Consider the following 19,235-nt stretch of genomic DNA (forward strand, 5'->3'; position numbering starts at 1 on the left):
CCCCGTGCGGGGCTCTACACGGGCTGCGCCGGATTCGGGGTTCAGCTGCCGAGGCGGCGCAGGGCGGTGCGCGCGACCTCATTGTTCGGATCAATGCCGAGGGCGCTGTTGAACGAGCCGCGCGCTTCCTGGACGTTGCCGAGCTTTTCCTGGGCGAGGCCACGGCCGGCCCAGGCGTCCGCCAGCTTGTTGTTGACGTTCAGCGCGGCGTTGAAATCCTCAAGCGCCTTGTCATTGTGACCCAGCGCCAGCTCGCTCTGGCCGCGCGCCGCGTAGGGGGCCGCGACGAACGGGTTGCGGTCGACGGCGGAGCTGAAATCCTGCACCGCCTGGGCGTGGCTGCCCTGCCGCTGGTAAACCAGACCGCGCGAATGTCGCGCCTCGGCCGACTCAGGGTTCAGGCGGATGGCGTTGTCGAGATCGGACAGGGCGCCGGTGAGGTCGTTCTGGGCGCGACGCAGATTGGCGCGGGCGATGTAGGCCGGTGCATAGTTGGGGTTGGCGGTGATGGCGCTGGAGAAGTCCTGGGCCGCCGCCTGGCTGTTGCCGGTCTGGCGATGGGCGAGGCCGCGATTGTTGTAGGCGGCCGCGTCATTCGGATCGAGGCGGATGGCCTGGTTGAAGTCGTCCATCGCCTTGCGGTAGTTGCCGGTGCGGGCATAGGCCGTCCCACGCGTATTGTAGGCGCGGGCATCGTTGGGGTTGGCGCGAATCGCCTCGCTCAGCGAGCCGATGTTGGCGCCGGTCACCGCCGGGTCCTGGTTCACCACTTCGGCGATGTTGGTCGAACGTTGCGGATTGACGGTTTCGCCGCAGGCCGCGAGGGCGAGAGCGAGCGCAACGGCGGACAGGGCCGCGGCGGCTGGTCTGGACATGGGCAGTGGCACGGCGATCCCTCGACAGATACGGCAGGAGGCTTGTTCCAGCCGGCGATCAAACTGAATGTGGGTTCATTGTCCATGCAGCCAATCTGGGCGAGCATGTGGCGGACGCTGAACCAGCCGCCCGGCAGGCGCGTTTTGTGACGCGGCGTGACCGCGTCGCATGCTGGCCGGGCAGATTTCTCCCAGCATATGGCGGAACCTGGTTAACAAACGGCGCCGGGGCTGCAGGACGGCGGAGCGGTTGTTGAGGCGCGGCATGCGTCGCAGATGCACGCCCCCTGGCTGCTGGCGCGCATGGGGCCGAGGCCGGAAGCGCCTGGCTATTTCGCCGGCTGCCATTTTTGAAAAAGGCCTGGCGTCTGGAGCAACGGCGTCGTTGCCTTGCGCCAGGGCGATGCGGCCATTGCGCCGGCGAACCGGGGCTGCGCGACCCGGATTATCCGCAGATCGTCCGGACTGGACCGGAACCCCCTGTTCCGCCATCCCCGCCCGACGCGCGGGGCGTCGCCCCAGAAACGACAAACGGCCCCGTGGGGCCGTCAGACGCGTCTGCGATGTAACACCGGACCGGCGGTTGACCCGCCAGCTCGTCCCCGCCAGGCTATCCTGGCAAACCGGCGCAGACACGCATGGCTGCAACGCATCATGGCTGCAGCTGGCGGACCTTAGCGGCTGGCGCGCGCCTTCATCGGCAGCAGGCCTTCGCGCTGCAGCTTCTTGCGGGCCAGCTTGCGGGCGCGGCGGACGGCCTCAGCCTTTTCGCGAGCACGCTTCTCGGAGGGCTTCTCGTAGTGGTCGCGAAGCTTCATCTCGCGGAAAACGCCTTCCCGCTGCAGCTTCTTCTTCAGGGCCCGGAGGGCCTGGTCGACGTTGTTGTCACGGACAAGTACCTGCACGCGAATTCGTCCCAAGGTTTGAATTGAAAAAAGGCTACCGTTCGGAGCGAACGATACATGGCGCCGTTAGGCTTGCGGTACCAGATAACCGCCATCGTGTCCATAGAGCATGATGTGTTTGCGAGCTTCTGGAGCCAGTTCGGCGCGATCGCTGAATCAGCGTCTCATGGCTGGAATGGGCCGACACGAAATCGCCGCGCCCCCTGTTTATGGCCGGAGCAGGCGGATGAAAAGGGGAATGGGCCGTGACGCAGCGCAGCGAGAAACAGAAAATGCTGGCCGGCGAGCCTTACGATCCAGGCGACGCCGAATTGCAGGCCGAGGCCCAGGCAACCTTCGCCTGGCTGGCGCGCTACAACGCCGCCCTGGCGGCGTCGCCGGATGAGCGCCGGGCGCTGCTGGCCGGGCGGCTGGGCGGGGTGGGCGCCGGGGCCGTGGTGCGGCCGCCGTTTCACTGCGACTATGGCTTCAACATCACGCTGGCAGACGGCGTCTTCCTCAACTTCAACTGCGTCATTCTCGATGTCTGCGCCGTTGCGATCGGCGCGCGCACGCAAATCGGCCCCATGGTGCAGATTTATGCGGCGGATCATCCCCGTGACGCGGCAAGCCGGGCCAGGGGAATCGAATTCGGCAAGCCGGTGCGCATCGGCGCCGATGTCTGGATCGGCGGCGGGGCGATCATCACGCCTGGCGTCACCGTGGGTGACGGGGCGATCATCGGGGCGGGGGCGGTGGTGACGCGCGACGTCGCCGCCGGCGCCACGGTGGCTGGCAATCCGGCGCGGCCTGTCAGGCCATCGGCGTGAATTGTTCTGCGTGAACTATTCCGGGAGAATCCGGGTGACGTGGCCCATTTTGCGGCCGGCGCGGGCTTCAGCCTTGCCATAGAGGTGCAGGCTGGCGCCGGGTTCGGCGAGAATGGTCCGCCAGGCGTCGATATCGTCGCCAATCAGATTGGTCATGGTCGCCCGGCCAAGCCGCGTCGTGTCGCCCAACGGCCAGCCGCAGACGGCGCGGACGTGCTGCTGGAACTGCGAGGTGCGGGCGCCTTCGATGGTCCAGTGGCCGGAATTGTGCACCCGCGGCGCGGTTTCGTTGACCAGCAGCGTTTCACCGTCAGCCAGCACGAACATTTCGACGGTCAGCACGCCCACGTAATCGAGGGCGTCGGCGATGGCGCGCGCCGCGGCGATGGCTTTTTCCTGCACGGATCCGGAAATGCTGGCCGGGACGCTGGTGACGTCGAGAATATGATGGCGGTGAACGTTCTCGCAGACGTCGAAGGCGGCGAATTCACCAGCCGCGCCACGCGCCGCGATCACCGAAATCTCGCGTTCGAACGGCACGAACCCCTCGAGAATCGCCGGGGCCCCGCCAATGGCGGCGAAGGCCGCCGCAGCGCTGTCGCCGTCGTTGATGCGAACCTGGCCCTTGCCGTCATAGCCGAAGCGGCGGGTCTTCAGGATGGCCGGGCGACCCAGCCGGCGCAGCGCCGATTCGAGATCAGCGACCGAATCGACCTGGGCGAACGGCGCCACGCCGACGCCAAGGCTGGCGACGAAGGTCTTTTCCGTCAGCCGGTCCTGGGAGGTTTCCAGGGCTTTCAGGCCCGGGGCCATGGGCTTGCGCGCCATCAGGAAGGCGACGGTGGCGGCCGGAATGTTCTCGAACTCATAGGTGATGACGTCGACGCGGGCGCAGAAATCCGCCAGCGCCGCCTCGTCGTCCCAGGTCGCCTGGATGTGGCTGGCCGCCACCTCAAAAGCCGGGCTGCCGGCGTCGGGGCAATAGACGCAGGCCTTCAGTCCATAGCCTGCGGCGGCGATGGCCATCATCCGGCCGAGCTGGCCGCCGCCGAGAATGCCGATGGTTGCGCCTGGTTGCAGCATCACGTTCCAAGTCTCTCCGGGATCACGACCGACGTCCTTCCGGCGCCTGACCGGCGGGCCGCGTTGCCCAGGCGTCCGGGCCGGCCTGCGTCAATCGTCGGTGGGGAATTCGGCGACGCTCGCGGTCTGGCTGGCGCGCCACGCGTCAAGGCGGGCGGCGAGGCCGGCGTCGTTCAGCGCGAGCACGGAGGCGGCGAGCAGCGCGGCGTTGATGGCGCCGGCCTTGCCGATGGCCAGGGTGCCAACCGGCACGCCGCCCGGCATCTGCACGATGGAGAGCAGGCTGTCCTTGCCCGACAACGCCTTCGATTCGACCGGCACGCCAAACACGGGCAGCGGCGTCAGCGCCGCGGCCATGCCGGGCAGGTGGGCTGCGCCGCCAGCGCCGGCGATGATGACTTTGAAACCGGCGTCACGGGCGCCGCGGGCGAAGTCGTACAGCCGCTCCGGCGTGCGGTGGGCCGAGACGATGCGGCTTTCGTGGCCAACGCCGAGCGCCGCCAGCGTGTCCGAGGCGTGTCGCATGGTCGCCCAGTCGGACTGGCTGCCCATGATGATCGCGACGGGAACCGCCGCGTCAGCGCCCTTTCGGGATCTGTCGCCCGTGCTTCTGGCCATTAAGATCTCTCACGCAGAAAAAGCGCTGTTATCGGTAGCCTGGACAGCGCGCAAGCCTTTTCGGGCGAAGGGGCAGGTCTTTTCGTGGCCAGGGATCTTGCCCGCAGGGCGGGGAGACTGGCGAAACCGTCAGGCGATGATGTCCGGCGTAAGCTCATCCTGCAGGCGCCTGATGCGGTCCTTGAGCAGCAGCTTGCGCTTCTTCAGCCGCTGCAGCTGCAACAGGTCGACGCTGCCGGCTTCGCCCAGGGCGACAATGGCGGCGTCGAGGTCGCGGTGCTCCTGACGAAGGCGCGCCAGTTCGGCCCCAAGCCGGTCGGCGGCGTCCTCCGTTGCGGCGGTTGCGGCCCTGGCGGCAAAGGCGATCGTTGCTGGTTCGGCGCCTGGCTCATTGGACTCGATCATCATGCATCCAGGTCGTTGCTGCAGGTCATCTGGCGCGGATCGTTCCGCAGGAGCCTGACAGGCAAGCACCGGCCCGCGGCAGGCAGTTTTCAGGCTGTCGCCGGGCAGGTTTCTCTTGCAGGTTTTCTCGCCGGATTATGCGGTCAGGCGTCATTCAGGGCAAGACATCACAATTTCGTGATGTGACGCTTTGGCCGTCCCCGAAGACGGTTCCCGCCATCGCGCGGACGGGGGGCGTGAATCACTGGAAACCTGCCGGAATGGCGCGTCGGAACGTGGTGGGCGCAGCAAAAATCGACGTCGCAAGGCTGTCATCGGCGCCCGGATGGGGGCCTTCCAATGGCCATCTTCGGCATGTCACACTTCCGTTGTCCGAAACGACGAAAGGATACGCCATGAGCGTGCAGTCCCATCTGTCCGAACTGGAAAAGCGTCATCGCGCTGTTGAACGGGAACTGGAAGTCGCACGGAGGCAGCCGGCAACGCCCGATATCGCCTTGAGTGAACTCAAGCGTAAAAAGCTGCAGCTCAAGGACGAGATCACGCGCTTGCGCCAGCAGGTGGATGTTCCGCTTGCGGCGGCTTCCCTGCACTGACCGTTATCCGTCCCGCCGCTGTCGCGGCCGGTTCGCAAGTGGGTCCAGGTGAGTCAGCAGCGCCGGTGAACCCGGCATGTGATTTTTGACTGATCTTTCAAATCTGGGGTTCGGCGCTTCACGCCGCGCCCTTTTTTATTGCCATCGTTGGGGAGAGGCGGCGTCTGGACGCCGGGCTGGCGCATCCCGCAGGCCCGGTTCCGATGATCCCGGACAGTCGCTGTCGCCGTCCGTTTCGCCGCTGGCCCTACGGCAGGTTGCGGGCTTTCTCGCGCAGCTGGAATTTTTGCAGCTTGCCGGTCGAGGTTTTGGGGATCTCGGCGAAGACGATGGCGCGGGGCACCTTGTAGCGGGCGAGATTCTGGCGGCACCAGTCCAGCAGTTCCTCCGCCGTCGCCGTTTTTCCTGGCTTCAGCTCGACGAAGGCGCAGGGCGTTTCGCCCCATTTGTCGTCGGGCTTGGCCACGACGGCGACGCTGGCGACGGCCGGGTGCTTGTAAAGCGCGTCCTCCACCTCGATCGACGAAATATTTTCGCCGCCGGAGATGATGATGTCCTTCGAGCGGTCCTTGAGCTGGATGTAGCCGTCGGGGTGCATGACGCCGAGGTCGCCGGTGTGGAACCAGCCGCCAGCGAAGGCCTTCTGCGTGGCGCTGGGGTTCTTGAGATAGCCCTTCATGATGACGTTGCCGCGCATCATTACCTCGCCAAGGCTTTCGCCGTCGGCGGGCATTGGCTCCATGGTGTCGGGATGCAGCACGGCGAGGCCGTCGAGCACCGGATAGGGCACGCCCTGGCGCGCCTTCTTCGTGGCCTGCTCGGCCGCCGGCAACGCATTCCATTCCGCATGCCATTCATTGACGACGGCGGGGCCATAGCTTTCGGTGAGGCCGTAGACGTGGGTGACTTCGAAGCCGGCGGCGGCCATGCCCGCCAGCACCGCCTCGGGCGGGGGCGCTGCGGCGGTGGTGAAGGCGACCTTGTGGCTGAAGGCGCGCTTTTCGTCGTCGGGCGCGTTGAGCAGGGTGGCCATGACGATCGGCGCGCCGCACAGATGGGTGACGCCGTGGTCGGCGATGGCCGCGTAAATGGCGCTGGCGCGCACCTGGCGCAGGCAGACATGGGTTCCGGCGACGACCGACACCGTCCACGGGAAGCACCAGCCGTTGCAATGGAACATCGGCAGCGTCCACAGATACACCGGATGCTTCTGCATGCCGCAACTGATGACATTGCCCATCGCCAGCAGCGCCGCGCCGCGATGGTGATAGACCACGCCCTTGGGGTCGCCGGTGGTGCCGGAGGTGTAGTTGAGCGAGATGGCGTCCCACTCGTCGTCCGGGTGCGCCCAGTCGAACTCCGGATCGCCAGCGGCGATGAGCGCCTCATAGTCCCGGGAGCCAAGGCGGTCGCCGCGCCCGTCGAATTCCGGGTCGTCGACGTCGATAACCAGCGGCGAGACCTTCGCCAGCTGCAGCGCTTCCTTCACGACGGCGGAAAATTCGCGGTCGGTGATCAGCACCTTCGTTTCGGCGTGATCCAGCGTGAAGGCGAGAATGGCCGCGTCGAGGCGGGTGTTGAGCGTGTTGAGCACCGCGCCGCACATGGGAACGCCGTAGTGGCACTCCACCATCTCGGGCGTGTTGGTCAGCATCGCCGAGACGGTGTCGAGACGCCCGACGCCGGCCTGGCGCAGGGCTGAGGCAAGGCGGCGGCTGCGGGCGTAAAGCTCGCGATAGCTGCGGCGCAGGCCGCCATGGATGACGGCGACGTGGTCCGGGAACGTCGCGGCTGCCCGCGCCAGATAGCTCAGCGGCGTCAGTGGCTGGAAATTCGCCGGGACGCGGTCAAGATCGCGGGCGTACATCGACGTCATGGGGCAGGTCTCCGGAGAACGGCGCTTTCTGGCGGAATGGACACGTTTCCGCGCGCGCTGGCAATCCGGCGAAGGTTGAAACGCAAAAATGTTTTCCGGGCAAGGGGGCGCGGGCTGGCTGGCGTACTCCGGCCGGCCAGGGGGCCTCATGCACAGGTTGAGGGTGCGCTGGCGCACGGCTGGCGATATGATCAGGGTGGTTCGCGCCAGCGGCGACGCCTGGACACGCCCGGACGCCGCCGGCTTCCAGGCGACGCAGGCACGCCGCCGTCGCGGGCGACCGTGCGGCTGGTCCGGGGTTTCAGACACGGGCTTTCATGTCCTGCCCCTGGCGCTGGCGCATCGTTACCCAGGGCGCGCTGCGTTGGCGCGCTCCAACCCTGAGGAACAACGTGGTCCAGAAGTCGGGAGCCGCGGGCGCGCAACCAGCGAACGCCAGCAGCTATTTCAACGTCCGGGAACGCGCCACGCGCCATCCGGAGGAGTTCTGGAAGGAAGCGGCGCAGGGCATCGACTGGATGCGGCGGCCGACGAGGATCTTTGACCCGGCCGCGGGCGTCTACGGCCGCTGGTTCGAGGGCGGCCGGCTGAACGCCTGCTACAATGCGGTGGACCGTCACGTCGAGCGCGGGCGCGGCTCCCAGCCGGCGATCATCTACGACAGCCCGGTGACCGGCGCGAAGCGGGTGATTTCCTACAATGGCCTGCTGGCCGAGGTGACGTTGCTCGCCGCCGTGCTGCATGATCTGGGCGTCGGCAAGGGCGACAGGGTCGTCATCTACATGCCGATGGTTCCCGAGGCGGCGTTCGCCATGCTGGCCTGCGCCCGGCTCGGCGCCATCCATTCCGTGGTGTTCGGCGGGTTCTCCGCCCGCGAGCTGGCGACGCGCATCGCCGACGCCAAACCCAAGGTGGTGCTGGCGGCGTCGTGCGGCGTCGAGGGCGCGCGCGTCGTGCCCTACAAGCCGCTGCTCGATGATGCGCTGGAGATGTCGGAGGCGAAGCCCGCCGCCTGCGTCATCCTGCAGCGCCCGCAGGCTGAAGCGAAATTGTGCAGGGGCCGCGACCATGACTGGGCGGCGCTGGTGGACAAGGCCCGGATCGCCGGCAAGTCGGTGGACTGCGTCGCGGTGGACGCCACGGCGCCGCTTTACGTGCTCTACACATCCGGCACGACCGGGAAGCCGAAGGGCGTGGTGCGCGACACCGGCGGCTATCTGGTCGCTCTCAACTGGTCGATGAAGGGGCTCTATGGCATCGAACCCGGCGAGGTGTTCTGGACCGCCTCTGACGTGGGCTGGGTCGTCGGTCACAGCTATATCGTCTATGCGCCGCTCGTCTATGGCGCGACCAGCGTGCTGTATGAGGGCAAGCCGGTGGGAACGCCGGACGCCGGGGCGTTCTGGCGGGTGATCGCCGAGCATGGGGTGAAGGCGCTGTTCACCGCGCCGACGGCGCTGCGCGCCATCCGCAAGGAAGACCCTGAAGGGAAGCTGATCGCCAAATACGATCTCAAGGGCTTCCGCACCCTGTTTCTTGCTGGCGAACGCGCTGATCCGGAAACCATCCAGTGGGCGGAAAAAGTTCTGAAGGTTCCGGTGATCGACCACTGGTGGCAGACGGAAACCGGCTGGGCCATCGCCGGCAATCCGGTGGGGCTTGGCCAGCTGCCGGTGAAATATGGATCAACCGGCGTGCCGATGCCGGGCTATGACGTGCAGATTCTCGATGATGCCGGCAAGCAGGTTCCGGCGGGAACCATGGGTTCGGTGGCGATCAGGCTGCCGCTGGCGCCGGGGTGCCTGCCAAACCTGTGGCATGACGAAGCGCGTTTCCGCTCCAGCTATCTGGAGGATTTCCCTGGCTACTACCGCACCGGCGACGCCGGGTTTATCGACGCGGACGGCTATATCTTCGTCATGGGCCGCACCGACGACATCATCAATGTCGCCGGCCACCGTCTGTCCACCGGCGGCATGGAAGAGGTCATCGCCATGCATCCGGCGGTGGCCGAATGCGCGGTGATTGGCGTCAAGGACGCCATCAAGGGTGAAATCCCTTGCGGCTTCATCGTGCTGAAAAGCGGCGTCAGCCAGAGCCCCATCGATATCGAGAAGGAAGTGGTGGCGCTGGTGCGCGAGAAAATTGGCCCGGTCGCGGCGTTCAAGACCGTGGTGACGGTCGGGCGGCTGCCGAAGACGCGCTCCGGCAAGATCCTGCGCGGCACGATGAAGAAAATCGCCGACGACGAGACGTGGACCATGCCGGCGACCATTGAGGACGCGACGGTGCTCGACGAAGTGGCCGACGCCCTCGGCAAGCCGCGCGGCTGAGGCCAGAACGGCGTAACGCCTTTCCCGCAGGAAGGCGTTACGCTGATCCGGGCTTTTCAGGTCGCGGGTGCGTCAGCGGTTTCGCGACCTGGTGATTATCGCGCAACTGGTCAGCCGGCGCTGGCGGCGTTGAGGTCGCGCAGATCGATGTCGGTGAGTCGCAACTGCGAGGCGGCGACCAGTTCCTGCAGCTGGCTCAGGCTGGTGGCGCTGGCGATCGGCGCGGTGATGGTTTCCTGGGCCATCAACCAGGCCAGGGCGATGCGGGCTGGCGTCGCGTCATGACGGGCGGCGACCGCGTCGAGCGCCTCGAGTATCCTGAAGCCGCGCGGATTGAGATATTTCTGGATTGACCGCGCCCCGCGGGCGCTTTTGCCGAAATCCGCTTCCGAGCGGTATTTGCCGGTGAGAAAGCCGGCGGCGAGGGCAAAATAGGGAATGACGCCGAGGCCCTCGGCGGCGCACAGCGTCTGCAGCGGGCCTTCATAACTGCCGCGGGCGTAGAGATTGTATTCCGGCTGGAAGGTCTCGTAGCGGGGCAGTCCCCTGCCGCTGGCGGCCAGCGCCGCCGCCAGGCGCTCCGCCGAAAAATTGGAGGCGCCGATGGCCCGCACCTTGCCGGCCTTGATCAGCGCGGCGTAAGCCTCCAGCGGTTCCTCCACCGGTGTATCCAGGTCATCAAAATGCGACTGGTAGAGATCGATGTAGTCGGTGCGCAGGCGCCGTAGCGAATCCTCGACGGCCTTTTCAATCCACGCCCGCTTCAATCCTTTCCGGTCCGGCGCCAGTTCCGCGCCGACCTTCGTGGCGATGATCATTTTGTCGCGACCGCCGCGCGCCGCCAGCCAGTCGCCGATCACTGTTTCCGATTCCCCGCCCACATGGCCCGGGGCCCAGACCGAATAGACGTCGGCCGTGTCGATGAAATTGAGGCCGGCCTCGCGCAGCCCGTCGAGCAGGGCGAAGGAGGTGGTCGCATCCGCCGTCCAGCCAAAGACGTTGCCGCCGAAGCACAGCGGTGGAACCAGAATGCCCGAACGACCCAGTTCCCGCTTTTCCATGAAACGACTCCCTGCCCGTTGATCCGCGCCGCCATCTGCGCCGTCGCATCCGGGGCCCGTTTCTGAGGCCTGCACGCCCCCCATGCCAGGGGGCGGAAGCCGGGGCGTTCCGTGAGCGGCGATGACAGGTTGGACGGCGCGGAGGCGGCGTGCAACCCGGGAATGCAGTTATGCGGCGTGGTCGAAGACCAGCGAGCGGTGAACCTGGCCGCCCGCCCATGCGCCGTCGCCCACGGCGAGCGAAACCGAATGCGGCGCGCGCGCGACGTCGCCACAGGCAAATGCGCCTGGAACCGAGGTTTCCCTGGTGGCGTCCGTGCGGATTTGCCGGCCAAGCGGCGTATCCTCAAGCGCGCATCCCAGCTGCTCCGCCAGGGGAGAAGCGGGAAGATTGCGGGGCGCGACGAACAGGCCGGCGAAATCGGCCGTCCGGCCATCGGCCAGTTGAACCGTCGCCTGCCGGGTAATGGCGGACACCCGCGTGGTCTCGATGGCGACGCCGCGCCGGTTCAGCTCCGCCAGGGCGCCGGCGTCGGGCTCCAGCACGCCATTGGTGAACAGGGTTACGTCGCCCCATTCGGTCAGCAGCATGGCCTGGTGCGCCGACATCGCCCCCGTGGCGATGCAGCCAATGCGGCCGCGCTCCAGCTCAAAGCCATGGCAATAGGGGCAATGGAATACCGAGACGCCCCAGCGTTCCTGGAGGCCGGCGACGTCTGGCAACAGATCGGCGACACCGGTTGCGAACAGCAGCCGTCGCCCCTCATGGACCACGCCATCCCCCATGCTGACGCTGAATGCGTCGTTGACTCCGCCCGCTTGCGTAACCTGTCCGTCGACCCAACTGAGCGTGGCGTAGCGTGCGAGTTGCTGGCGGGCGGTCGCGGCGATGGCGTCTGGCGCGGCGCCATCCTGCCCCAGAAAGCCGTGCGACGTGCGCGCGAAACGGTTGCGGCGCTGGCCGGCGTCGATCACCAGCACCTGGCGGCGGGCCCGCAGTAGTTGCAGCGCGGCGGCCATGCCAGCGTAGCCGCCCCCGATTACAATCACATCATGGCGCATGGATCAGTCCTCTCCTGCGGCGGCGTGGGGAAGCCGGCGCGCGAAATCCGCCGCCAGATCGGCGAGCGATATGTGTTCAAACCGCTGCATGAGCAGGGCTTCCGCCTCGGCGAACGCCGTGTCGAGAACGGCGTTGACCGACTGTTCGACGAGGCAGACCGGCGTCTCGTTGCGATTGCCGATGGCGAAGATCGCCGGCTCGCCCAGCGCCTCATGCAACTGGCGCAGGCTGATGGCGCCGAGATCAGCCGTGAGAATCCAGCCGCCGGCGTGACCCGGCGTGGATCCGACCATGCCGGCCTTGCGGAGGAAGGCCATGGTGCGACGGACCACGACAGGGTTGGCGTGCAGGCACCTGGCGAGCTCTCCGGACGTCATGGGGCCATCGCGCTCAGCCATGTGGAGCAGGGCGTGAAGCACGGAAGAAAGTCGGCTGTCGCGTTTCATGTAACTTCAATTATTACGAATAAGGGCGCAACGCAAGCTCCGCCCGCCGCTGGTGTCGCGGCCAGGTTTGCAGCGTGAGGCCCTGAAGCATTGGGCCCTGGAGCATCAGATCCCGGAGCGCTGGGTCAGAAGCTGATCAGCATCTACGGAACGTCAGGGCCTGCCGGGGTGAACCCGGCAAGGGGGCGCGACTGCCGCATTGTTGTGTTCCTGCGCATGCGCCCCAAAAGACAATGGCCGGGCGCAGGGCCCGGCCATTGGTTCGCATATCCCGCTGAAGACGCGCGTCTCAGAAGTCGTCGTCGTCCTCGTCGTGGCCGCGCTTCGAGGCGCCGCCGAGCTTCGAGAACACCGAGCCGACGTCGATCTTCTCTTCTTCGCGGCGCGGCGGCTTGATCTCGCCGAACGGATTGCCGCCAAACGGGCTTTCCGGCTCGGCGGTGGTGACTTCCGCCGGCAGCAGGGTCTGGCCGCCTTCGTCCATGGATGGCGGCCGGTCCTTGGCGGCCTTGCTCACTTCCAGATCGAGGTCGATCTGCGAGGCGAGGCCGAGGGTCACCGGGTCCATCGGGCTGAGCGAGGCCATGTTCCAGTGGGTCCGCTCGCGGATCTGCTGGATGGTGTTCTTGGTGGTGCCGACCAGACGCATGATCTGGGCGTCCTTCAGCTCCGGATGGTTGCGAAGCAGCCACAGGATGGCGTTGGGACGATCATGGCGACGCGACACCGGCGTGTAGCGCGGGCCGCGCGACCGCTTGACCTCTGGCAGGCGCACGCGCGATTCCTGCAGCTTGAGGCGGTAGTCGGGGTTCTTCTGGCCTTTTTCGATTTCCTCGCGGGCGAGCTGACCGCCCGTGACCGGATCGAGGCCCTTGATGCCGGCGGCGACTTCGCCGTCGGCGATGCCCTTCACCTCAAGCGGGTGCAGCTTGCAGAAATCGCCGATCTGCTCGAACGTCAGGGAGGTGTTGTCCACCAGCCAGATGGCGGTGGCTTTCGGCATCAGCGGTCCGGCGGACATGCGATCAATTCCTCCGATGGGTTCTCGACGCGCCCCGGCGCGGAGAACGGAAAAAGCAAACTCCTCCTGTGCTCCGACCCGGCTTTCGGCCGGAGCGCGTATCCTGCGGATACGAAAATCAGAACTGGAGGGGAACGTGACAGATATAAACCCCGGCGGGCCGGAGCGCAATGACGTTCGCGCCCCGTTCCGTCGTTGTCGGCGGCGCAGGGCGCGGCCGGCCGCGGATCAGGGGATCAGCACGATCTTGCCGATGTGGGCGCTGGATTCCATCAACGCGTGGGCCGCGGCGGCCTGCGCCAGCGGAAACTGCGCGTGGATCACCGGGCGGATCGCCCCGGAAGCCAGCAGCGGCCACGCCTTTTCCTCCAGCGCCCGGGCGATCGACGCCTTGGCCGCCACCGGACGGGCGCGCAGGGTGGAGCCGGTGTGGGTAAGCCGCTTCATCATCAGCCGCGTGAAGTCCACCGTGGCTTTTGGACCGTTGAGGAACGCGATCTGGACGATGCGCCCGTCCATGGCGGCGGCTTCGTAATTCTTCTGGATGTAGTCGCCGCCGACCATGTCCAGAATGACCTCGACGCCGGCGCCGCCGGTGGCCGACTTTACCTCCTTCGCGAAATCCTGGGTGCGATAGTTGATGGCGAGATCAGCGCCGAGGCGCAGGCACTCCGCGCATTTCTCATCGGTTCCGGCGGTGGCGAACACCTTCGCCCCGAAGGCTTTCGCCAGCATGATGGCCGTGGTGCCGATGCCGGATGTTCCGCCATGCACCAGCAGGGTCTCGCCGGCGACAAGGCCGCCGCGCTCGAACACATTGGTCCAGACCGTGAAGAAGGTTTCCGGCAGCGCCGCCGCCTCCACGTCGCTGAAGCCGGCGGGGACCGGCAGGGCGTTGCTCTCGTGCACGACGGCGTATTCCGCGTAGCCGCCGCCGGCGACAAGGGCGCAGACCCGGGCGCCAACGGGAAAACGGCTGGCGCCGTCGCCCGAAGCGACAACCTCGCCAGCGATCTCCAGGCCCGGCAGATCGGAGGCGCCGGGCGGCGGCGGATAGCCGCCTGCACGCTGCAGCACGTCCGGCCGGTTGACGCCCGCCGCCGTCACCCGGATCAGGATTTCGCCGGCGCCAGGGGCGGGAACCGGCCGCTGCGTCGGCTTCAGCACGTCCGGACCGCCCGGCGTGGTGATTTCGACAGCGTTCATGGTTTTCGGCAGGGCGTCAGGCGTTGACATGCGGAAGGCTCCGTAATGCTGCGGCGGGGAGGTCGTCAGGAGCCGGCGGAATCAACCGTCGACCCGGCCTCGGGCTGCGGCTACCTTGTTGCAAACGCCGCCGCTGGACAATGGCGGCCATGTCTGGAGCATGTTGTGGAGGGCGAGATGAGCGATCCGTTTGGGGATGAGCCCCGCAGCCGGCCTGGCCAGCAGCTGGAGCACCAGATCGGTCAGGACCTGTCGACGTTGTCGCTGCATGAACTTGACGAGCGCATTGTATTGCTCCGCGCCGAGATCGCCCGGCTTGAGCAGGCGCGGGCCGGCAAGGCCGCCTCGCGCGACGCCGCCGCTTCCGCGTTCAGGTTCTGAGGGTGGAGATGAGCCAGCCGCTGGAGGCAAAATCCGGGGCGAAATCGCCGCGCCCGGAAGCGCGGCGCGAGCATCAGCCCCGCCTGCAATTCTGGTATGATTTCGCCAGCAATTATTCCTGGATCGCCGCCCGGCGCGCCCAGGCGGCGGCGCGGGATGCGGGCGTGGCGCTGCAATGGAAGCCGTTTCTGCTCGGGCCGATTTTCGCCGCCAGTGGCTGGAACGATTCTCCGTTCAACGTCTATCCCGCCAAGGGGGCCTATGCCTGGCGCGATGTGGCCCGGCTGGCCGATGGACTGGGGCTCGCCCTGACGCGCCCGGAGCCGTTTCCGCAAAACTCCCTGCAGGCGGCGCGCGTCGCCCTCGCGTTGCCGGACGCTGCGTTGCCGGCCTTCACAGTGGCGTTGTTCGCGGCGGAATTCGAGCAGGGCCTTGGTCTCTCGGAAGTCGCGTTGCGCCAGGCGCTGGCGACCGCCAGCGCAGAGATAAGCAGTTTGCTGGCGACCGCCAGCGCAGAGACAAGCAGTTTGCTGGCGACCGCCAGCGCAGGGACAAGCGGTTTGCTGGCGGGCCCCGGCGCGAGCCTGGAGGAGCCGCAGGCGGCGGGCCTGAATATTGCGGCGGTGCTGGCCGCGGCGGGCTCCGACGCGGTGAAACAGGCCTTGCGGGCGCAGACGGAAGCAGCTGTCGCCGCGGGCATTTTTGGCGCGCCGGCTTTCATCGCCAGCGACGGCGAGCTGTTCTGGGGGAATGACCGGCTTGAGCAGGCGCTGGCGTGGGAGCTGGCCCTGGCCGGACGCTGACGTCAGGCAGCGACGTGCGAATCGGAAAAAGCCGCGCCGCGCGACGGACTGGCGGCCAGATGCTTGTGGATTGGGGCGTTTTGCCTTATATCAGCGCCCATCTGGCACGATGGCGGCGATGTATGGGCGCGTTCCTTGGGGGATGCGCTGGTTTCGCCATTTCGCCAGTGCGTTTCCGCCAGCGGTTCAATTGATTGCGTCGGCCTGCCGCAAGGCAGAAGATCCGGCCCTCCAGGCCGCATCGCCGCAGGTGGAACGGAACCCAACGCCAGCCGTCGACGCATGGGCCCCAAGGGGCTCCAGGAGCATGCATGTCTTCAGTTTCCTCCGCCTACCAGCCGTCGCATGAAGATTTCGCGGCGCTGCTCGAAGAATCCTTCGGCCGTTCCGAAGCCCAGGAAGGCTCGGTCATCAAGGGCACGGTCGTCGCGATCGAGAAGGACGTCGCCGTTATCGACATCGGTCTGAAGACCGAAGGCCGTGTGGCGCTCAAGGAATTCAATGGCCCTGGCCGCGACCAGCCGCTCGCCGTTGGCGACGAGGTCGAGGTTTACCTGGAGCGCATCGAGAATGCGCTCGGCGAGGCCGTCATCAGCCGCGACAAGGCGCGTCGCGAAGAGAGCTGGATCAAGCTCGAGCGCGCTTTCGAGGGCAACGAGAAGGTGCAGGGCGTCATCTTCAACCAGGTCAAGGGCGGTTACACCGTTGATCTGGACGGCGCCGTCGCCTTCCTGCCGCGTTCGCAGGTTGACATCCGTCCGGTTCGCGACGTCACCCCGCTGATGGGCGTGCCGCAGCCGTTCCAGATCCTCAAGATGGACCGCCGTCGCGGCAACATCGTCGTTTCCCGCCGCACGGTGCTGGAAGAGACGCGCGCCGAGGCCCGTTCCGAGCTGGTGGCCAACCTTGAAGAAGGTCAGGTCATCGAAGGCGTCGTCAAGAACATCACCGAGTACGGCGCGTTCGTCGACCTCGGCGGCATCGACGGCCTGCTGCACGTCACCGACATGGCGTGGCGCCGCGTCAACCATCCGTCCGAGGTGGTGACCATCGGCCAGAACGTCCAGGTCAAGATCATCAAGATCAACCACGAGACGCACCGCATCTCGCTTGGCATCAAGCAGCTGCTGGCCGATCCGTGGGAGGGCATCGCCCAGCGTTATCCGGTTGAGTCGCGTCTCACCGGTCGCGTGACCAACATCACCGACTACGGCGCGTTCGTTGAACTGGAGCCGGGCATCGAAGGCCTGATCCACGTCTCCGAGATGTCGTGGACCAAGAAGAACGTTCACCCCGGCAAGATCGTTTCGACCAGCCAGGAAGTCGACGTTCAGATCCTCGAGGTCGATCCGGTCAAGCGCCGCATCTCGCTGGGCCTCAAGCAGACCCTGCAGAACCCGTGGGAAGCTTTCGCGGAAGCGCACCCGGTTGGCTCCGAGGTCGAGGGCGAGGTCAAGAACAAGACCGAGTTCGGTCTGTTCATTGGTCTCGACGGCGAAGTCGACGGCATGGTTCACCTGTCGGATCTCGACTGGAACCGTCCTGGCGAGCAGGTCATCGAAGAGTTCAAGAAGGGCGACGTCGTGCGCGCCCAGGTTCTTGACGTCGACGTTGACAAGGAGCGCATCTCGCTCGGCATCAAGCAGCTTGCCGGCGACCCCTTCGTTGACGCGGGCGAACTGCGTCGCGGCCAGGTGGTCACCTGTGAGGTGCTTGAGGTCAAGGACGGCGGTCTTGAGGTGAAGATCACCGACAGCGACCTGACCTCCTTCATCAAGCGCGCTGAACTGGCTCGCGACCGCGCCGACCAGCGCCCCGAGCGCTTCGCCGCCGGCGAGAAGGTCGACGCCCGCGTCGTCCAGTTCGACCGCAAGGCCCGCCGCATCCAGCTGTCGATCAAGGCGCTGGAAGTGGCCGAGGAGAAGGAAGCGATCGCCAACTACGGTTCGTCCGACTCGGGCGCTTCGCTCGGCGACATTCTCGGCGCCGCGCTGCGTCGCGCCAACGAGAAGAAGTAAGACATCGCCGCGACGGCCTTCGGGGCCGTCGCGACATGATCGCGCAGACGGCCAGGCTCCCGCAGCCTGGCCGTTCGCGTTTGGGGCGTTGGCGGTCGTTCCATCCGCAGGCCGCCGCCGCGGCCGCGATTGTGAGCGAGGAAAAACCTCCCCCCGCTGTAATTTATGTGTTTTTTGGGGTGACAGATCGCGCCGGGACGGGCAAATGAGGCATGCGCTCCGGTTCGCGCTGGAGCGAAAGACGCGGGGAGTCCTGGCAAAATGCTGTCCAACGCCGAACTGCTCACCGACCGGCGCGCCCTGCGCCGGCGCCTGACCGGCTGGCGGGCGCTCGCCATCCTGGCCGCCATTGTCGCGGTGGTGGCGGTTGGCCTGTCGGCGGCCCGCGACCGGTTGCCTGGCGGCCGGCATGTGGCGCGGGTCAGCCTCAGCGGCATGATCACCGGTGCGCGGGCGACGCTCGACCTGCTGAAGCAGGTGGGCGAGAGCAGCAATGTCCAGGCCGTGGTGATCTCCATCGACAGCCCTGGCGGCACGGTCGCCGGTTCGGAAGACGTCTACAACGCCATCCGCGCCCTGGCAGCGAAGAAGCCCACGGTGGCGGTGATCAATACGCTTGGCGCATCCGGCGCCTACATCGCCGCCATGGGCGCCGATCGCATCGTCGCCCGGCAGACGTCGCTGGTTGGCTCCATCGGCGTCATCATGCAGTTTCCCAACTTCGCCGGCCTGCTTGACCGCGTTGGCGTGAAGGTGGACGAGATCAAGTCCAGCCCGCTGAAGGCGGCGCCGAATCCCTTCGAGCCGGCGTCGCCGGCCGCGAAGGAGGCCATGGCGGCCGTCGTTGGTGATTCCTACGCCTGGTTCCGCGGCCTGGTGCAGGCGCGTCGCAGGCTGGAGGGGCCGGCGCTTGGCGAGGTGGCCGATGGGCGCATCTTCACCGGCCGCCAGGCCTTGCAACTGCGCCTGATCGACCAGACTGGCGATGAAAAGGACGCGGTGACATGGCTGGAGGCCAACCGCGGCCTGGCGAAGGACCTGCCGGTGCGGGAGTGGCGACGCCGCCAGGATCGGGGATTCAGCCTCATCGGCGTCAGCGCTGGCGTCGCCCGCGCCGTCGGCTTCGGTAGCCTGGCGACGACGCTGGAGCGCAGTGGCCAACTGGACGGCGCGCAGATGGAAGGTCTGCTGGCCGTGTGGACCGGCTCTGCCGGTCATTGAGATTTTCCGGGACGCGCGGTCGAGAACGATCTGTGCGTCTGATGATGCAAACACGCAAGGGCGCAAGTCGGGATGGCGAGCCGTCCCCAGGGCGCAGGCGATACAGGGGGTGTGTCCATGATCAAGTCAGAACTCGTCCAGCGCATCGCGGAGTACAATCCGCACCTTTACCAGCGCGACGTCGAGAACATCGTGAGCGCCATTCTCGATGAGATCACCCAGGCGCTGTCGCGCGGCGACCGGGTGGAGCTGCGCGGTTTCGGAGCCTTCTCCGTGAAGACCCGCGACGCCCGCGTCGGCCGCAACCCGCGCACGGGCGAGTCGGTTGAGGTCGACCAGAAGGCGGTGCCTGTCTTCAAGACCGGCAAGGAAATGCGCGTGCGCCTGAACCAGTCGCCGGTCACTGGCAAGGGCAAGGTCAAGGCCGTCGCGCAGGGCTGAAACCTGGTCGTGTCCGGGCGGCGGCGCCATGGAACTGGCCGGGATGGCGGGGATCATGGCCCCGCCTGATTATA

The 19,235-nt window shown here is 66.8% G+C and carries 18 protein-coding genes and 1 pseudogene; 8 read left to right on the top strand and 11 right to left on the bottom strand.

Going from position 1 to position 19,235, the window contains the following annotated elements; genetic code table 11:
* Nucleotides 1–41 precede the first annotated feature (41 nt).
* Nucleotides 42–875, bottom strand: coding sequence for a tetratricopeptide repeat protein (locus IE243_RS09545; protein ID WP_191319117.1), 834 nt, complete (start codon nt 873–875; stop codon nt 42–44).
* Between the two features lie 686 nt (nt 876–1,561).
* Nucleotides 1,562–1,780, bottom strand: a pseudogene (gene rpsU / locus IE243_RS09550) (30S ribosomal protein S21); the annotation flags it as partial.
* Between the two features lie 272 nt (nt 1,781–2,052).
* On the opposite strand from rpsU, the gene IE243_RS09555 reads away from it, so the two are divergent.
* Nucleotides 2,053–2,589, top strand: a complete 537-nt coding sequence (locus IE243_RS09555) for a sugar O-acetyltransferase (protein ID WP_191319209.1) — start codon at nt 2,053–2,055, stop codon at nt 2,587–2,589.
* A 15-nt stretch (nt 2,590–2,604) separates the two neighbouring features.
* Here IE243_RS09555 and IE243_RS09560 read toward each other — a convergent pair whose 3' ends face one another.
* From IE243_RS09560 to IE243_RS09570, 3 genes are all read right to left on the bottom strand, one after another.
* The gene (locus IE243_RS09560) at nt 2,605–3,672 is read right to left on the bottom strand and encodes a 5-(carboxyamino)imidazole ribonucleotide synthase (RefSeq protein WP_191319210.1); all 1,068 of its coding nucleotides are present in this window, start codon (nt 3,670–3,672) and stop codon (nt 2,605–2,607) included.
* Nucleotides 3,673–3,762: 90 nt separating this feature from the next.
* A complete protein-coding gene (gene purE, locus IE243_RS09565; RefSeq protein ID WP_191319118.1) occupies nt 3,763–4,290 on the bottom strand; it encodes a 5-(carboxyamino)imidazole ribonucleotide mutase in 528 nt (175 codons plus the stop codon).
* 129 nt (nt 4,291–4,419) lie between these two features.
* Nucleotides 4,420–4,656, bottom strand: a complete 237-nt coding sequence (locus IE243_RS09570; protein WP_244643038.1) for a YdcH family protein — start codon at nt 4,654–4,656, stop codon at nt 4,420–4,422.
* 434 nt (nt 4,657–5,090) lie between these two features.
* Here IE243_RS09570 and IE243_RS09575 point away from each other — a divergent pair, with 434 nt between their 5' ends.
* Nucleotides 5,091–5,291, top strand: a complete 201-nt coding sequence (locus IE243_RS09575; RefSeq protein WP_191319120.1) for a YdcH family protein — start codon at nt 5,091–5,093, stop codon at nt 5,289–5,291.
* A gap of 247 nt (nt 5,292–5,538) precedes the next feature.
* Here IE243_RS09575 and IE243_RS09580 read toward each other — a convergent pair whose 3' ends face one another.
* A complete protein-coding gene (locus IE243_RS09580; RefSeq protein ID WP_191319121.1) occupies nt 5,539–7,167 on the bottom strand; it encodes an acyl-CoA synthetase in 1,629 nt (542 codons plus the stop codon).
* 392 nt (nt 7,168–7,559) lie between these two features.
* Here IE243_RS09580 and IE243_RS09585 point away from each other — a divergent pair, with 392 nt between their 5' ends.
* Complete coding sequence (locus IE243_RS09585) at nt 7,560–9,500, top strand: propionyl-CoA synthetase (RefSeq protein WP_244643024.1); 1,941 nt, start codon at nt 7,560–7,562, stop codon at nt 9,498–9,500.
* A 110-nt stretch (nt 9,501–9,610) separates the two neighbouring features.
* Here the strand turns inward: IE243_RS09585 and IE243_RS09590 are convergent, their stop codons facing one another.
* The 5 genes from IE243_RS09590 to IE243_RS09610 form a co-directional block, all read right to left on the bottom strand.
* Nucleotides 9,611–10,561, bottom strand: coding sequence for an aldo/keto reductase (locus IE243_RS09590; protein WP_191319123.1), 951 nt, complete (start codon nt 10,559–10,561; stop codon nt 9,611–9,613).
* Between the two features lie 168 nt (nt 10,562–10,729).
* On the bottom strand, nt 10,730–11,623 hold the full coding sequence (locus IE243_RS09595; protein ID WP_191319124.1) for an NAD(P)/FAD-dependent oxidoreductase: 894 nt from the start codon (nt 11,621–11,623) through the stop codon (nt 10,730–10,732).
* Nucleotides 11,624–11,626: 3 nt separating this feature from the next.
* Entirely contained in the window at nt 11,627–12,070 is a 444-nt protein-coding gene (locus IE243_RS09600) for an RrF2 family transcriptional regulator (RefSeq protein WP_191319125.1), read from the bottom strand.
* A gap of 289 nt (nt 12,071–12,359) precedes the next feature.
* Nucleotides 12,360–13,091, bottom strand: a complete 732-nt coding sequence (locus IE243_RS09605) for a DUF1013 domain-containing protein (RefSeq protein ID WP_191319126.1) — start codon at nt 13,089–13,091, stop codon at nt 12,360–12,362.
* 228 nt (nt 13,092–13,319) lie between these two features.
* Nucleotides 13,320–14,327 carry an NAD(P)H-quinone oxidoreductase gene (locus IE243_RS09610; RefSeq protein WP_191319127.1) on the bottom strand — a complete coding sequence of 336 codons (1,008 nt, stop codon included), beginning with the start codon at nt 14,325–14,327 and terminating at the stop codon, nt 13,320–13,322.
* Nucleotides 14,328–14,474: 147 nt separating this feature from the next.
* On the opposite strand from IE243_RS09610, the gene IE243_RS09615 reads away from it, so the two are divergent.
* From IE243_RS09615 to ihfB, 5 genes are all read left to right on the top strand, one after another.
* On the top strand, nt 14,475–14,678 hold the full coding sequence (locus tag IE243_RS09615) for a DUF1192 domain-containing protein (protein ID WP_191319128.1): 204 nt from the start codon (nt 14,475–14,477) through the stop codon (nt 14,676–14,678).
* An 8-nt stretch (nt 14,679–14,686) separates the two neighbouring features.
* A complete protein-coding gene (locus IE243_RS09620) occupies nt 14,687–15,481 on the top strand; it encodes a 2-hydroxychromene-2-carboxylate isomerase (RefSeq protein ID WP_191319130.1) in 795 nt (264 codons plus the stop codon).
* 311 nt (nt 15,482–15,792) lie between these two features.
* Complete coding sequence (gene rpsA, locus IE243_RS09625; RefSeq protein WP_191319131.1) at nt 15,793–17,499, top strand: 30S ribosomal protein S1; 1,707 nt, start codon at nt 15,793–15,795, stop codon at nt 17,497–17,499.
* 261 nt (nt 17,500–17,760) lie between these two features.
* Nucleotides 17,761–18,720: a signal peptide peptidase SppA gene (gene sppA / locus IE243_RS09630; RefSeq protein ID WP_191319132.1), complete on the top strand. Its 960-nt coding sequence runs from the start codon at nt 17,761–17,763 to the stop codon at nt 18,718–18,720.
* Nucleotides 18,721–18,837: 117 nt separating this feature from the next.
* Nucleotides 18,838–19,161, top strand: a complete 324-nt coding sequence (ihfB, locus tag IE243_RS09635; RefSeq protein WP_191319133.1) for an integration host factor subunit beta — start codon at nt 18,838–18,840, stop codon at nt 19,159–19,161.
* Nucleotides 19,162–19,235 lie beyond the last annotated feature (74 nt).

The organism is Camelimonas fluminis, assembly GCF_014656355.1.
GTDB lineage: Bacteria > Pseudomonadota > Alphaproteobacteria > Rhizobiales > Beijerinckiaceae > Camelimonas > Camelimonas fluminis.

Bases quoted from the DNA above. Each gene is read 5' to 3' on its own strand.
- IE243_RS09560 (WP_191319210.1), bottom strand. From the start codon at position 3,672: ATGCTGCAACCAGGCGCAACCATCGGCATTCTCGGCGGCGGCCAGCTC.
- IE243_RS09600 (WP_191319125.1), bottom strand. From the start codon at position 12,070: ATGAAACGCGACAGCCGACTTTCTTCCGTGCTTCACGCCCTGCTCCAC.
- IE243_RS09610 (WP_191319127.1), bottom strand. From the start codon at position 14,327: ATGTCAACGCCTGACGCCCTGCCGAAAACCATGAACGCTGTCGAAATC.
- IE243_RS09575 (WP_191319120.1), top strand. From the start codon at position 5,091: ATGAGCGTGCAGTCCCATCTGTCCGAACTGGAAAAGCGTCATCGCGCT.
- IE243_RS09620 (WP_191319130.1), top strand. From the start codon at position 14,687: ATGAGCCAGCCGCTGGAGGCAAAATCCGGGGCGAAATCGCCGCGCCCG.
- IE243_RS09605 (WP_191319126.1), bottom strand. From the start codon at position 13,091: ATGTCCGCCGGACCGCTGATGCCGAAAGCCACCGCCATCTGGCTGGTG.
- sppA (WP_191319132.1), top strand. From the start codon at position 17,761: ATGCTGTCCAACGCCGAACTGCTCACCGACCGGCGCGCCCTGCGCCGG.
- IE243_RS09595 (WP_191319124.1), bottom strand. From the start codon at position 11,623: ATGCGCCATGATGTGATTGTAATCGGGGGCGGCTACGCTGGCATGGCC.
- IE243_RS09615 (WP_191319128.1), top strand. From the start codon at position 14,475: ATGAGCGATCCGTTTGGGGATGAGCCCCGCAGCCGGCCTGGCCAGCAG.
- IE243_RS09580 (WP_191319121.1), bottom strand. From the start codon at position 7,167: ATGACGTCGATGTACGCCCGCGATCTTGACCGCGTCCCGGCGAATTTC.
- rpsA (WP_191319131.1), top strand. From the start codon at position 15,793: ATGTCTTCAGTTTCCTCCGCCTACCAGCCGTCGCATGAAGATTTCGCG.
- IE243_RS09590 (WP_191319123.1), bottom strand. From the start codon at position 10,561: ATGGAAAAGCGGGAACTGGGTCGTTCGGGCATTCTGGTTCCACCGCTG.
- IE243_RS09555 (WP_191319209.1), top strand. From the start codon at position 2,053: ATGCTGGCCGGCGAGCCTTACGATCCAGGCGACGCCGAATTGCAGGCC.
- purE (WP_191319118.1), bottom strand. From the start codon at position 4,290: ATGGCCAGAAGCACGGGCGACAGATCCCGAAAGGGCGCTGACGCGGCG.
- IE243_RS09545 (WP_191319117.1), bottom strand. From the start codon at position 875: ATGTCCAGACCAGCCGCCGCGGCCCTGTCCGCCGTTGCGCTCGCTCTC.
- ihfB (WP_191319133.1), top strand. From the start codon at position 18,838: ATGATCAAGTCAGAACTCGTCCAGCGCATCGCGGAGTACAATCCGCAC.